The organism is Rickettsia massiliae MTU5 (assembly GCF_000016625.1).
Lineage (GTDB): Bacteria > Pseudomonadota > Alphaproteobacteria > Rickettsiales > Rickettsiaceae > Rickettsia > Rickettsia rickettsii.
On record NC_009900.1, the window covers coordinates 813,124 to 827,361 of the forward strand.

Consider the following 14,238-nt stretch of genomic DNA (forward strand, 5'->3'; position numbering starts at 1 on the left):
ATTTACAGAATTTTTTTATTATTTTTTCTGGATTGCCACGCTCCTTGCAGCCGCTCGCAATGACGGCTCAGCATCCAGCTAGGCAACGCTCATAGACGGGAATGACATTTATACCATCCATAATACAAAGGAATACCAAAGATAGTAAAAGAACTAGCTATAATCAGAGTTTTAACAGGTGTTTCATAGATAACCCATGCACAAAAGATAATCGATATTATAGCTATAAGTAAATAATAATAAGAAAAATTTTTTTTTGAGCTAAAAATCACCTTTAAGAAAGCTAAGCTACAAATTAAATAGATGAATAAGAATGTTATTGCCGAGAAATCTATTATTTGTGTAATCTGTTTGGCAAAATTATCATTTACCGTAAAGACTAATAACGGCACAATGCCAAGGCAGCTTACAATAATTCCGTGAGTTGGAGCATTATTGCTATTTTTCTTAGCAAAAAATTTCGGTAATAAACCGTCTTCTGCAAGCCCAAGAGCTATCTGTCCGCTAGTTAGAACCCAAGCATTGAGCGTACCTATACATATAATCGAGGCTATAACCGTAATTACGATTGACCATTTACCTCCGAATAATAATGCAGCGGCATTGGCATAAGGAGCTTTAGCACTAATAAGTTCAGAAGCAGGGATTAAGCCCATTATACCTATGCTATTAATAATATATAACACTGCTACGCAAAAAGTTCCAACTATTATGGCTCGTGGAATGGTTTTTGCCGGATCTTTTACTGCACCTGCCGTGGTAGTTGCACATTCTACGCCGATAAATCCCCAAAAAGTAAGAAGTGCAACTCTTCCCATAATACTCGGAATGCTTAAATTCTCTACTTCCTCGGCAATAGTTATATTATCTATATTAAAATGTGATAAAGCACATAAACCTACTACAAGCAATGGAACAAATTTTAAGAGAGTTAAATAAAACTCTGCTTTTCCTGCTACTTCAGGACCTTTTAAATTTAAAACCATAATAGCACCTAATAATATGATCTGTAATATTAAGTCTAAAATCGCTTGTGATTTAAAAAAAGGCGTTAGATAACCTATTGCCGAAATGACTACTATACTTGTACTGACAAAGGATATAACCCAGTAAGTCCAACCGGTAAAAAAAGCTATTTTATCCCCGAAATTTTCCCGTACATAAACGTGCGGACCTCCTGTTTTAGGAAATTTTGCACAAAGGGTAGAAAATACAAGTGCTATACTCATAGCACCGAATAATGAAAGTACCCAGCCCCAAATACTGTATATACCGAACGGTGCTAAACTTAACGGCAATATAAAAACGCTAGTACCGATTTGACTGCCGGTTACTAAGGCAAAAACCTCCCAGAAACCTAATTTTTGTGACATATTAATCTAATTTAAAGCAACAGCTTTAAAATAGCTGAAATAATGATTTTTAGCAATAGTTAAAACTACTATAATTATTTTACTCTTGATTTCTAAACAAAAGATTGATAGCTTTTTTACTATTAACAATAACGTGAAAGCTACTTACTCCTTTAGCTAATTTACCAAGTGTTATGCTTCTTTCGTATCCGGTTTTAATATACATGCTTGAGTCATACAAATTACTTTTTATATCATATTTTATATCATAGCTTATAGAATAATACATAGTGGGTAATTAACCAAGTGGGATTTGTAATCTCCCCCTATCATGAATCCATCAATTGACCTAATATATCCAACTGATTACCTAAAAAACAATTACCATTAGGGTTTTCATAGAATACAATTTCATTATCCTGAAACTTGTCTAAATGTCCGGTTGTATTTGTATTATTAACATATTCATAATGCCCACTAGTATCTTTTCCTCCTACAATATGACTGTTTTTCAAATCATATATTTTCATAGAAAAACAAAAGTACGAAAACATTTTTGCGAATATCTCTTGAAAAGTAGAGGCTGCTCTTAAATCAAAACCTATATTTTCTACCTTCTCTGCAATAATAGAGAAAGGGACGCCTTGATTATTAAATTTAAGATTTCCTCCAACAACAGCAATTGTTTATCAGAATCCAAACTTTTAATATTACTGACATTTAAAACATATTCAGCAGATTCTAAACCATCAACTTTAATATTATAAACCGAATATCCATACTCTTGCTCAATCTTTATCCCCTCTATATTATCACGGTCATGTACTTTATTACCTTGAATTATTTTGATTCCATGCTCATTTTATTAAATAATATAAACTGTTCTTGGTGAAATTTGGATAAGATTCAAAACATCCACAGTGCCGAATCAGAAGAAAAGTTAGAAAACATCATATTACCCAAATGGATCTGTTTATAATACTGAAGATCAAGCAGAATGTAATGATCATTTGGTTTAATATCGTGCAGTGATTTTACTATTGCTTCTAGAATAGACTTTTATCATTTTCGATATCAGCATCTCTCATAAGTCTAATTTCAGCCCCTCTTTCCTTTTCTTCTGTATTAAGCGGAGAAAAGAAATCAATTATTGATTTTAAAGTGTGACATGCTAAAAGATTTGCCGCAGCCGCAATTAGCTTTTTCGTTGGGATTGGTGAAAGTGAATTGGGATTTGAATTTAGTCTCTACATAGTCCATTTTAGAACCTAGAATATACATTAATGCCTTTGGGTCGATTAGTATCCGTACGCCCTTTTCTTCAACTACTTCATCGAATTGATTTTTACTATCGGCATATTCCACATAATAAGTCTGACCGGCACAACCGCCTGACTTAACCCCTACCCTAATACCAAATGTAGGCTTGGCACGTTTTGCTATTAGCAATTTTACTTGCTTTGCAGCAGAAGCGGTTAATGAAATAACATTTTTCATGTTTTAAGAGTCTTTTTTGCTTTCTTTTTTCTGTTTGTAATCGGCTATAGCTGCTTTTATTGCATCTTCAGCAAGTAATGAGCAATGTAATTTTACCGGTGGAAGTGACAATTCTTTTGCTATTTCGGTATTTTTAATAGTCTCAGCATCTTCTACCGATCTTCCTTTAACCCACTCCGTTACTAAAGAACTTGAAGCAATAGCTGAACCGCAGCCGAATGTTTTAAATTTAGCATCTGTAATAATCCCGTCATCATCAACTGCGATTTGTAACTTCATAACGTCACCGCAAGCAGGAGCTCCAACTAGTCCTGTACCAACATTTTTATTTTCTTTATCAAGCGATCCAACATTACGAGGATTTTCATAATGATCTATCACTTTTTTGCTATAAGCCATTGTTATTCTCTAAAATTTGGTTTTGTATGTTATACTTGCGTGAATACCTGAGCCGTCATTGCGAGAAAAAACTGCAAGTTTTGACGAAGCAATCTCAGGATATTTGACAAGATTGCCACGCAGCCTACGGCTGCTCGCAATGACGATATTCTCAATGTACAGCCCATTTAATCTTTTTCAAATCAATTCCCTCTTGCATCATTTCCCAAAGAGGACTTAATTCCCTTAGTTTATCGATTTTTGAGCATATTAAATTTACTGCGTAGTCAACTTCCTGCTCGGTAGTAAATCTACCTATGCCGAACCTAATTGCAGTATGGGCAAGCTCTTCACCGATTCCCATAGAACGTAAAACATATGATGGCTCTAAAGAGGCAGAAGTACAAGCAGAACCGGAGGAAACCGCTAAATCTTTAATGGCAAGGATAATGGATTCTCCTTCAACTCCGGCAAAGCTTAAATTTACATTACCTTTATATCTTTGATTTTTATCGCCGTTCAAATACACTTCTGAAATTCGCTTATGTATATTATTTAAAAATCTGTCGAATAAGTAATTTACATGCTTAGTATCTTTTTCCATCTCACTATACGCTATTTCAGCAGCCATGCCAAGCCCTACGATTAAAGGAGTCGGTAGCGTACCTGAACGCATACCTCTCTCCTGCCCGCCACCGTTTATGAGCGGTGTAACACGCACACGAGGTTTTTTCCTTACATATAATGCCCCTATTCCTTTCGGACCGTAAATTTTATGCCCTGAGATACTGGCAAGATCAATATTAAACTCGTTAACATCAATTGGAATTTTACCAAAACCTTGAGCAATATCGGAATGAAAAAAAACGCCCTTTTCACGGCAAATTTTCCCGATTTCCTTTAAAGGCTGAACAACACCTATTTCATTATTAACCACCATAACTGAAACTAACATAGTCTGATCGGTAATGGCATTTTTTAGAGTTTCTAAATCGATTATTCCATTTGGCTTAATCGGTAAGTATGTGATTTTTATACCTTCTTGCTCTAAATGCCTGCAAGCATCAAGTACGCATTTATGTTCACTGACTACGGTAATAATATGATTCTTTTTATTGCTGTAAAATTTTGCTATTCCCTTTATTGCAAGGTTGTTAGACTCAGTTGCACCGGAAGTGAAAATAATTTCTTTAGTATCCGCTCCTATTAACTTTGCTACCATACTCCTTGCCTCTTCAACGGCGTTTTCTGCCTCCCAACCGAAAGAATGGCTGCGTGAATGAGGATTGCCGAACTTGGTAGTAAAATAAGGCAACATTGCCTCCATTACTCTTGGATCTATTGGAGTCGTCGCCTGATAATCCATATATATCGGTAAGGTTAATTTGTTTAATTGTGGGTTCATATGGTTAAATTAATTCATGTTTTGGTATAGTTTAAACAGTCATCGATGTCATTCCCGCGGAAGCGGGAATGACATAAACGGAGCCGTGCAACAACGTCGCTTTTAGCTAGGAATGACATCGTAAATCTCCTCAAAAGCCTCTATAAAAGCCTCTATATCACTTACCGTATTAGTATGGCTTAAAGATATCCTAATCGAAGATTTTGCTTCTTCTTCCCCTACACCCATATTGGTTAATACATACGATTTAGATATTTTTCCCGATGAACAAGCAGAACCGGAACTTACGCAAATATTATGTAAATCAAACCCGATTAATTTCGCTTGTGCATCCGTATTTGGTATAGTAATTAAGGTAGTATTAGGCAACCTAGCTACGTTATTACTAACAATATTTACATTAGGATATTTTTTTAATTTTCTCTCTAAATTTTCTTGTAACTTTTTGATTTTTATATAATTTTCTGAGATATTGTCTGTCCTCAATGCAGAAGCTAAACCAAATCCTGCAATTGCTAAAACATTTTCAGTGCCTGAGCGTACTGATTTTTCCTGCCCTCCTCCTATAATCATTGGAGTAACTTGAAAATTACAGCTAGAAATTAAAGCAGCACCACCCTGCCCCCCTCCTATTTTATGCCCTGAAATTGTAGCAAAATCTAATCCTAATGCTTTGATATTTATTGGTATTCTGCCAAAACCTTGCACTAAATCGCTATGAAATTTTGCCTCATATTTTTTAGTTATTTTACCTATCTCAGCTATATCTTGTAAAACTCCGCTTTCATTATTAGCCATTATTACGGAAACAAGTTTTTTACTAGTATTACTTTGAGCTAACAACTCTTCTAAATGTTCTAAATCAACTAACCCTTGCATATTAACTCTTATAACTTTAATATTTGGAGCGTAGTTTATATGGTTATAGATCGATAAATGTTCAATAGCTGAAATAAAAATATCGCCGTCATAAAAATTTTTCATTATTAAATTATTACCTTCAGTCCCTGATGAAGTAAAAGTAATATCATATTCTCTAGATGATAAGGTTATACCAAGAGCCGCCGCTATTTGTGCGCGTGCCGTTTCTATGAGATTCTTAGCAAATCTACCTGAGCTATGTGTTGATGAAGGGTTAAGCTCCTTGTCCATTAAACTTATTATGAATTCCTTAACTCTAGGGTCGATAAAAGTAGTAGCATTATGGTCTAAATATATCATATATTTAAATTTGAGTTTAAAGCATCTTTAATTGAGATATTTTCAAAATAATCTCTAATATGCTTACCAAGACCTTGCCATAATTTATGCGAATTACATTTTATTGTATCAGGCACGCAAGTTTTAACTGACTTCTTATAGCAGGTAGTCATTATAAAATTTTCGTTAACGGCGTCCATAATATCGGCAATTTTTATTTCTTCTAGGTTACCTATTAAAATATACCCACCTTTCGATCCTCTAATAGCCTTAACTAGATCAGCGTTTTTAAGTTTAGAAAATATCTGCTCTAAATAGTTAAGCGATATATTTTGTTTTACGGACATTTCATTCAAAGTGACCGGTTCGGCACTTGATTTTGAAGCCATTTCAAGTATTGCCATTACGGCATATCTGCCTTTCGTCGTCAGCATCATATAACCAACCTATTAAAACTTCAAATTGTTTAATATCTACAATACCCAAGTAATTTAGTCAAGTATATAATTATATTATTTAATAAAAAATTAGCTTGTTAATATAAACTAAAATTTAATTGTGTAGCAAGAAGTAGAAAAGAAGGAGAGAATATTATTATAAATTAAGTGATTAATCCAACATTACATAGGAACGTTGTTGCATGGTGCAAAAAATACCTTCGATGTCATTCCTAGCTAGAAGCGGGAATCCAAAATTGCTTTGTTATCATCCCGCAAGCTTGTAGCTGGACCCAACTTAAATATTAGTACTTTAAATTATTTTTATGGTCCCAGTGGTCAAGCGAACTAGGTGACATAGTGGGTTTTACCAATCCACGCAACAATGCCGGAGTATGAAATTTAGCTGGATTCCTGCTTTCGCAGGAATGAAATTTAATTATAAATAGTTAATTACACGCCCTCTGTTTTGTCCTATTTCTAGCTTTAGGTTTTGAAGAAGCAGCAATATTTTCTAAATTAGCTTGATAGTTTTTAATTTTCTCTATTCTTTCCTCTCTTAGTGTTTCATAATGAGTTTTAGCATTTTTTCCGAAACCTACTTTGGTTTCCATATTTTTTACAAAATCAGTAACAATTATTCGTGGATGCCCTTGAATATCGATTTGACAATTTTTATCTAAAGCACCGGGCATAGTTTCTTGTATTTTTTTTACAGCACGGTACATATCTAAAACTTCAGGTTGATAATGACCGCTATTATTACGAAGGTAATCAATTTTTCCCCTATCATTTATACCTATAACTCCTGCTGCTTCCGCAGGCTTTCCACTTAAAAATGAACCGTAAACAAGATTTTTAGTATTTGGCAAATATTGATTTTTATGAGTACCCATATAAATTTGTTCCATCCTCTCCCATTACAAATGCTTGAACATTATTCATGCTTTTACTTTCTTTACCGATAGTAGAAGCTACTTTACCGTTAGCATCAAGTAATCTTTGAGAGGAGGTATCATAGAATAATTGGTGATTTTTTCCTCTGGTCCCATACGTAATATTTCAAATCCATGCCCATCCCATATTTGTTTACCTTGAGCTATTTCTTGAAGATGATGTTCTGCAAGTTTTGGATTTGGATTAACTACTTTAACTCTTACAGAATCTACTATAGCATCGTTTAATTTTCCTAACTCATGTTCCGGTATTAAAGCATGCTTAAATTTCTTTATTAATCTATTCCAATTATCTCTAACTCTAGTTTTTGGATCTCTAAAAGGTGTATCAATATTTCTTCCGGCATCTCCCACTAGATAAACTTTATTATCGTTTTGGACTCAGTTATCTTTGTATAAAGGCGCTCCTTCTTGATTTATAAGTGGACCTTTTCTTTCAATAGCCGCTAATTGACCATCCTTATAAAGAATAATTTTTTCATTACTTAGTCCAAACTTTGCATTAATTTGTATTTTACCCTGATGATTTAAATTACCAATACCGATACCGTCAATATCTGCAATTTGAATATCTCTATTTTTATCAACAAATTTTCTAATTTCTTCAGAATTATTCATAAATTGACCATTATCCTTTAATATTCCTTGTATATCGCCGGTAGTATAAGTAAAATCTTCTTTGATTGTTTTTGTGTCCTTTATAAGACCTACTGCAGCGAAAATTTGTTGAAAGACATTTAGATTTCTCTTTACTTCAACATTTTTTACTCCAATAGCTTCTCGTTCATGAATTACCAATTGATCCGGATTTAAGTAGCCACCTTTATCATAAATATTAATTACTCTTCCTCTTATAAGGTCTACTGCTGTTGCTTCTTTATCTTGTGAAAATTCCTTAACTGGCGGCTCTTCTGCAAACCTTACTTTCTTTTTTTCCTTACCCATTTAAATTACCTAAATTTATAAATAAATAACTTTAGGCTTCATTTTAACAATAAAAACTTTTATTTTTTTAATAATAGGCTGTTTTTTTAGTAAATTGAGGATTTAAAATCACATATTATATGATAACTGATTTTTCTTATATATAGTGCGATAGGTTCTTGTTAATTTGCCAAATAGCGACAAATACTAAACAAGTTGTAAACATTTGTAGTAGCTGTAATAATATGCTTAATTCCGGTATTAATATAATAATAATCGGTTGTAATATTATCGAGACTCCGCTTGAAAACATTACTAGCCTTATAGAAGTTTGTATTGAAGTTTTAGTAGTAAGTAAATTAGCTAAGCTATATACTAACAAAACTATAATACTTCTCTCTAATAAGAATGTTACAAACCAAAATAATATAATAGCCGGCATACCGAAATAAATAAATAAATTTGGTGCATATAATAAATTATCGGCAAAATATTTTTTTATTATTTCAGGAGTTAAAATTACTTCATTTTGCTTGAATATCTCAGAATAGTTAACAGTACTTGGGAAATTTTTCTTAGTATTGGCTACAATTAAATTTATCTTCAGCTTATTCTCTTCAAGTACAAACGGTATTTTGCTTTTTTCTTTGTTAGAAACTTGATTTTTTGTATCAATGACGACTATTTTATTGTTATTCTTGCTATATAAATATATAGGCTCTACTTCTTCAACTGAAATGTTTGAATTATTATATTTAATTTCCGGTAATTGATTGATAATATATTCAATGTTGGCTGTAACTTTTGATGATTGTATTCCGTTAAAATAATCTTTTAAAGTTATTATGTAATTTAATATAAAAATACAATAAATTATTGATGGGATAAAAGATAAGGTAAATACATATCTTATTCCATACCCTTGATAGTTTTTATATACGTCTTTATAAAACTCTATAGAGCTAATTGATAAACGTAATTGACGGAGTAATGCATTTAATCCTCCTAATATAAATGATAATAAATACATGTATAAGTAATTTATTTAAGTTTTTCAACCTCTTCCTTCTTTAATCCGGTTGAGGTAGCTATTAAATCAGTTTTTACACCGGCTTTGATTAAATTTTTGGCTATATTAATTGTGATTTAAGTATTTTTTCTATTTTTTTGACCAAGTTTGGTCAAAGTTTAGAATAAAATTCACTCTATATAATCAATCCCTATATTAACCTCAGCACATATAGGTAAAAGGTCCGCTATTTCTTACCATCTCTTTAACAAATCTCGTGTATGAATGTGCTTCATAAAAAATTATAAAATTCCGGACCAAGTATTTTTTGTCAATTTTTCATCAGGAATTTCATGAACATTAATTAGCTGATAATCATTAATCCAAGTAGCTTTTACTAATTCACTATTTTCAAATAATTCCCATAAATTTAAAGGAGCAGTATATTTTTGTATGCCATTATAAAACACTAACGGATATATGAAAAGAAATTTTGTGTTTTTTAGTACTTTCTATGATATCCAGCAATATTTAACACATATACCTAAATAACCAAAAAGCCATATAATAGTGTGTGACACGAGGTTGTATCAAAGAGTTGTTTCCGCTAGGCAACCATCTATGTCACTAGATGAAACCAAGAGTATGAATAAAGAGACTCAAAATGAAATATTTACCGATTGTAAGACATGTGAAAGTTAAAATGGATACTACAATATATGATCCGGCATATAAGAAATATTTTGAAAAGCGTGAGCCGACTCAAAAGAAACTCATCACATGTGCATTAGTTTCATAATAAAACGCTCCATTGAATGGGAGTAAGGTGACACACAACCAAATAGCTCTGGGGGTCTAACAAGGTTTGGGCTGTGTGCGGGAAAACCAGCATACACGATTCTGAGGAGAGTGGCAATTGCTACTTATCTGATTTTACATTTATTAAGGTGTCAGAAGAGATTAACATTAGACAATATTACTATTTTCACCCTTTTCATCCTGCACGTAAAAATCGTTTTTTTTCATTGCAATATATCATCACGGTTTGTATATAAAGATTCAATAAATAAAATAGAGTCCTTTAAAGCTAGTTGCACAGCTATATTGTCCTTATCATGTCTTTCTATAGCTTTAGGAAGCCCAAATTCTTTAACTACATTACCTAATGCTTTTATATTAGCTCGAAATTTAGTGGAATAAGAATTTGATATAGGTGTTTTTGATTTATTATTTCGTTTCTACGTTCTTGTGTTTTAATAATAGCTATTTTCTTTAAGTTATCGTCTAAATCTTCCATTCCAATTTTATTGCGAATAATATCGTTTATACTAATTACTTTATTTCCATGCTTTCTCTCACGCCTTGCTGCTACTTATACTGCAAGCCAAATCTGTTAATATATCTATTAAGAAACTTTGCGTTATTAAATCTATACCTTTTGCTAATATTTTTATTATACCCTCTTGCTCATTAATATTATTTTTAAATATTTTAGTTTCAGCAATACAGCAAACATTTATGATATTTTTTATATTCCAATAAAATGCATTACAGTAATCGTATAATAATAGGCTTTCTTGTGCTAAACTTTCAATTTCTCTAAAGATTTCTGCTTTTTGTATTGTTCCACTAGCTTTTAGTGTTTTATTGTGGCTATCTATCTTAAATTTCATAGGCATCTAATCTTTATATTTGCCCCGGCATCTAGTAATTTAAAATTACTGGTTTTTAACCTTATTTTTGCATATTCTTGAGTGATGTAATCGGTTATTGTGTGTAGGATGGTGTTTGCCTTTGTGTGTAAATCTTCATCAAATTGGAATGCTTCAAAATTGGAATGCTTCAATTTTAATTAAGTAAATTATTTTTAATAATTCATTAAATTGTTTATAACTAGCTTTATCAAATGATCTTATATTTATTATATTAATTAAATTCCAAGCAGCTTCATACTTAGCATATCTGTCAACATAAGGGTCACTGAGTATATCTTTGAACACTTTAAATGCTTCTTCTGCCGGTTTTACCTTGCCTAATTCAACTAAACTTAAAGCAGACTCGGATTTAATAAGATAGTCAGAATTACTAAATAGATTTTTCAGTATTTTAGATGCGTCATGTGATACATTGGGTTTTATTTGTATTATCCAACCTAGGATTTTGGCGATTGTGAATTCAATATAATTACTAGGATTATTAAGTAGTGTATTCAATATTTTTAATGTCTCTTGGGCTAAACTAGGATTTTATACGTACTGTTTCAGTTAAGCTCCAAATAACTACAATTTTGACTTCGTTGCTGGAATCGTTTAATACTTCTTTCAATATACTAAATATTGCTAATGTTAAACTTGGTACAATATATATTAAATCTAAGCTTAAAACAGCCGTAGCCTTAATATAAATATTAGAATCATTTAGTAGATCTTGCAGTGTATTTAAAGCTTTTTGTTCATGCACTACACTTAGCATTTCAGTTAAGCTTCGAGTAGCTTGATATAAAATTTCATTATTAGGGTTACCAAATAGTTATTCTGATTTTAAACATTGCACAGTATCAAATTTGACATAATTAGCATTATGGATTAGTGTTTTTAATATGTTCAATGCTTCTTTTACTCAACTAGGCTTTGCTTTTACTATTTCAACTAAAACTGAAACTACCTCGCACTTGAAATTTTCTATAGGATCATTAAATAATTCTTGCAGTGCATTAAATGCCTTGGGTGCTATAATGAGGTGTTGTATTTACTATCTTAACTAAGCTTTTAGTAACTAAAAGTATTTGTTGTATAATTTTTTTACCTGATTTAATACTGATTTAATATTTTTATATCTAAATTAGGCATAATATTAATTATTTCAATCAATATTATATTTACATATTCATTTAATACCTTTTTATTTAATAACGGTATTATTTTTTTAAGCTTTCCTGTAATACTGTCTGATCTATCGTCTCATCTAATATTGGGGCTAATTTTTGTAACTGTTCATCTTTAATTTCTAATAGGCTTGTTAACTTCTTATAAATTTTTGTTTTACTGCCCCATTCATTTCTATTGGCTAATCCTGTGATGATTCCTATAACTGTTTTAAATTCTTGAGGCTCAGGTTTTTTGTTTTGTAATTTTTCATTTACTGTTTTAACAATCGCTTCCGATAAATAACCGCTGTCTATTATATGTTGTTCCCAACCCGTAATATCTTTTAGCACAACTTCATCTATTAAATTTTGTATTTGTTTTAAATTCGGTATTCTACTATCAAATTTCCCATTAATTTTGCTTTGAGCTAATAAATGCATTAAGAGTATAATCTTTCTTGCAATCCCTAATTCTAATATCCTATCAACATTACATTATCAACATTACATGTTACAGCTTCCCAAAATATTTCTGTTAACTCTTGTTTGTTATCATTACTAACTATTCCAGCTAAAACCTTCAGTCATTAGATATTTCGGTTCGTTTCTATGCTTACCTATAAAGCTCGCTGCTTTGTGTTTTGTATTATTATCTGTTAACTGATTTTTTAAATAACATGCGGCTAAAAATTCTTGAATAGTTAAGTGAATAAATTGATAATTACTTCCTTCTCTTTTTAATCATCCTTGTTCTATAACTTCATCTTTATTTTTATATTTATTTTGGTTTTTTTCTAGATGCCTATTATTAAGCCAGTTTATTATTTCACTATATAAACGACTTATATTAAAATCTTCATCGCTGTTTTTGTGAAACTGATCCCTTATATCTTGATCACTCCAAACCAAACATATTAATGCAGTATTGATAGGAACTTCACATATTTCTTTTATTTGGCTATGAGTATTCAAAAAGCTTTTTAATTGCCACTCCTAGCTCTTTATCATACTCAAAATTTTATGTACATATTGCTGCTCTATTCCCTCACTATCCCAGCCTGTATTGTCTACTTTCCGCGCAAACCTGTTACGCATTTCTTCTACAACCGCATTAGGTCTAGAACTCATTATTACGTTTTTATATTCTAAATTAACTTTTTAAATTCATCTCGAGTATTTAGATGTGCTACTTCGTCATACCTGTCAAGTAATAACAACATCTTATCTTTATTTTGGATATCCATTATTTCCTTAACACTTAAGGTACTTTCACTACTGCCTAAACAATAATGGATAAAACAATTAAGCTTACTTTGAGATAAATTATTAATATCAAAATACCCACTATAACCGTCTTTCCAACTTTCATTTAATAATTTTTTTAACCTAACTCTAAAAACATAATCAAACTTATCGCTCCATAACTCCCCTTTTCCCCAAATATATAATGCATTAATTTACCTATTCCTGCACTACCGAATAAAACAGTACTTTACCGACATCTGCTTTTATTCTGTTTACTTGCTCAATGATATTTTTTATTTCTGATTCACTTTTATTAGGTAGAGTTCTGCGAAATATCTCAAACTTATGTTCTTCATTTAGTGACTTACTTAACTATATTATCAATTTTTTCTTCTTGAACTTGATAATTTTTATTAAACAGCTCTCTTATCTTTCCGTATCTTATCTATGGCTTTAAAAATATTCTCTATGTCTTATCGATCTCTTTTCTCCGACAACTTTATCGCGTAATGCTGCTTTAGCTGCTTCATCGTCTTCACTCAATAATATCTGTAATTTTACGTAATATTCATCTAAAGACTGAGCTTTGATTTTCGTATCTTCTATTAGCTTTGGTAAAGTATCGTGAGAACTATATAATAAGATTCTTAACTTGTCAGTTAATGATTTTGAAGTAGAAGGCTTCATATTTTTACTTAATGGTAGAAAGTATATTTTTATTAGAAAACCTAATTAGATTAAAACAATTATAGGTGTGAGTTTAAGAATTTAATTTTATTTAAGCAATTTAAAATTGATTAACCAAAATAATTTATTTTTATATTTATTACAACTATTAATTATTAATGTATAAGAAATTATACACTCAACAAAATTAGCACTTATAGTTATGAAATATAAAAATATGAAACGAACATCTAAAATATTAGCCATAGGAATTTTAATAGCCGGTAATAATATATTTGCACA

The 14,238-nt window shown here is 31.2% G+C and carries 21 protein-coding genes and 1 pseudogene; 1 reads left to right on the top strand and 21 read right to left on the bottom strand.

What is annotated here, in order from left to right:
- Positions 1-89 precede the first annotated feature (89 nt).
- From RMA_RS04390 to RMA_RS12285, 13 genes and pseudogenes are all read right to left on the bottom strand, one after another.
- Positions 90-1,373, bottom strand: coding sequence for an APC family permease (locus tag RMA_RS04390; protein ID WP_041404748.1), 1,284 nt, complete (start codon positions 1,371-1,373; stop codon positions 90-92).
- Between the two features lie 79 nt (positions 1,374-1,452).
- The gene (locus tag RMA_RS09915) at positions 1,453-1,641 is read right to left on the bottom strand and encodes a hypothetical protein (RefSeq protein WP_041404749.1); all 189 of its coding nucleotides are present in this window, start codon (positions 1,639-1,641) and stop codon (positions 1,453-1,455) included.
- Positions 1,642-1,681: 40 nt separating this feature from the next.
- Positions 1,682-1,882: a hypothetical protein gene (locus RMA_RS10990; RefSeq protein WP_041404750.1), complete on the bottom strand. Its 201-nt coding sequence runs from the start codon at positions 1,880-1,882 to the stop codon at positions 1,682-1,684.
- 613 nt (positions 1,883-2,495) lie between these two features.
- Positions 2,496-2,849, bottom strand: a complete 354-nt coding sequence (locus tag RMA_RS04405; RefSeq protein ID WP_012152911.1) for an iron-sulfur cluster assembly accessory protein — start codon at positions 2,847-2,849, stop codon at positions 2,496-2,498.
- Positions 2,850-2,852: 3 nt separating this feature from the next.
- Positions 2,853-3,248, bottom strand: a complete 396-nt coding sequence (gene iscU, locus RMA_RS04410; RefSeq protein WP_010977348.1) for a Fe-S cluster assembly scaffold IscU — start codon at positions 3,246-3,248, stop codon at positions 2,853-2,855.
- A gap of 151 nt (positions 3,249-3,399) precedes the next feature.
- Positions 3,400-4,632 (bottom strand): IscS subfamily cysteine desulfurase, encoded by a 1,233-nt coding sequence (locus RMA_RS04415; RefSeq protein ID WP_012152913.1) that lies wholly within the window; start codon positions 4,630-4,632, stop codon positions 3,400-3,402.
- A 102-nt stretch (positions 4,633-4,734) separates the two neighbouring features.
- Positions 4,735-5,853, bottom strand: a complete 1,119-nt coding sequence (locus RMA_RS04420) for a cysteine desulfurase family protein (protein ID WP_012152914.1) — start codon at positions 5,851-5,853, stop codon at positions 4,735-4,737.
- The gene (locus tag RMA_RS04425) at positions 5,850-6,269 is read right to left on the bottom strand and encodes a Fe-S cluster assembly transcription factor (RefSeq protein ID WP_012152915.1); all 420 of its coding nucleotides are present in this window, start codon (positions 6,267-6,269) and stop codon (positions 5,850-5,852) included. The genes RMA_RS04420 and RMA_RS04425 overlap by 4 nt, the downstream gene beginning before the upstream one ends.
- Before the next feature lie 449 nt (positions 6,270-6,718).
- Positions 6,719-6,964, bottom strand: a complete 246-nt coding sequence (locus RMA_RS12020; protein WP_041404751.1) for a hypothetical protein — start codon at positions 6,962-6,964, stop codon at positions 6,719-6,721.
- A gap of 279 nt (positions 6,965-7,243) precedes the next feature.
- Positions 7,244-7,579, bottom strand: coding sequence for a hypothetical protein (locus RMA_RS04440; RefSeq protein WP_041404752.1), 336 nt, complete (start codon positions 7,577-7,579; stop codon positions 7,244-7,246).
- Positions 7,580-7,606: 27 nt separating this feature from the next.
- Entirely contained in the window at positions 7,607-8,170 is a 564-nt protein-coding gene (locus RMA_RS04445) for a hypothetical protein (protein WP_238375395.1), read from the bottom strand.
- Positions 8,171-8,306: 136 nt separating this feature from the next.
- The gene (locus RMA_RS04450) at positions 8,307-9,179 is read right to left on the bottom strand and encodes a DUF1189 family protein (protein WP_041404753.1); all 873 of its coding nucleotides are present in this window, start codon (positions 9,177-9,179) and stop codon (positions 8,307-8,309) included.
- A 173-nt stretch (positions 9,180-9,352) separates the two neighbouring features.
- Positions 9,353-9,728, bottom strand: a pseudogene (locus RMA_RS12285) (Rpn family recombination-promoting nuclease/putative transposase); the annotation flags it as partial.
- A 94-nt stretch (positions 9,729-9,822) separates the two neighbouring features.
- Here RMA_RS12285 and RMA_RS11730 point away from each other — a divergent pair.
- Positions 9,823-9,957 carry a hypothetical protein gene (locus RMA_RS11730; protein WP_266234749.1) on the top strand — a complete coding sequence of 45 codons (135 nt, stop codon included), beginning with the start codon at positions 9,823-9,825 and terminating at the stop codon, positions 9,955-9,957.
- 372 nt (positions 9,958-10,329) lie between these two features.
- Here RMA_RS11730 and RMA_RS11735 read toward each other — a convergent pair whose 3' ends face one another.
- The 8 genes from RMA_RS11735 to RMA_RS04495 form a co-directional block, all read right to left on the bottom strand.
- Positions 10,330-10,455 (bottom strand): hypothetical protein, encoded by a 126-nt coding sequence (locus tag RMA_RS11735; RefSeq protein WP_274377898.1) that lies wholly within the window; start codon positions 10,453-10,455, stop codon positions 10,330-10,332.
- Positions 10,456-10,513: 58 nt separating this feature from the next.
- Complete coding sequence (locus RMA_RS11005) at positions 10,514-10,837, bottom strand: hypothetical protein (protein WP_012152605.1); 324 nt, start codon at positions 10,835-10,837, stop codon at positions 10,514-10,516.
- A gap of 147 nt (positions 10,838-10,984) precedes the next feature.
- Positions 10,985-11,371 (bottom strand): hypothetical protein, encoded by a 387-nt coding sequence (locus tag RMA_RS04470; protein WP_238375396.1) that lies wholly within the window; start codon positions 11,369-11,371, stop codon positions 10,985-10,987.
- Positions 11,372-11,396: 25 nt separating this feature from the next.
- Positions 11,397-11,630, bottom strand: a complete 234-nt coding sequence (locus tag RMA_RS11010) for a hypothetical protein (protein ID WP_041404755.1) — start codon at positions 11,628-11,630, stop codon at positions 11,397-11,399.
- A gap of 445 nt (positions 11,631-12,075) precedes the next feature.
- Positions 12,076-12,465 carry a hypothetical protein gene (locus RMA_RS07615; RefSeq protein WP_049749365.1) on the bottom strand — a complete coding sequence of 130 codons (390 nt, stop codon included), beginning with the start codon at positions 12,463-12,465 and terminating at the stop codon, positions 12,076-12,078.
- Positions 12,466-12,765: 300 nt separating this feature from the next.
- Positions 12,766-12,996, bottom strand: a complete 231-nt coding sequence (locus tag RMA_RS10205) for a hypothetical protein (protein ID WP_041405015.1) — start codon at positions 12,994-12,996, stop codon at positions 12,766-12,768.
- Between the two features lie 21 nt (positions 12,997-13,017).
- Positions 13,018-13,152, bottom strand: a complete 135-nt coding sequence (locus tag RMA_RS11740) for a hypothetical protein (RefSeq protein ID WP_274377899.1) — start codon at positions 13,150-13,152, stop codon at positions 13,018-13,020.
- 570 nt (positions 13,153-13,722) lie between these two features.
- Positions 13,723-13,956 carry a hypothetical protein gene (locus RMA_RS04495; RefSeq protein WP_041404756.1) on the bottom strand — a complete coding sequence of 78 codons (234 nt, stop codon included), beginning with the start codon at positions 13,954-13,956 and terminating at the stop codon, positions 13,723-13,725.
- Positions 13,957-14,238: the final 282 nt, after the last annotated feature.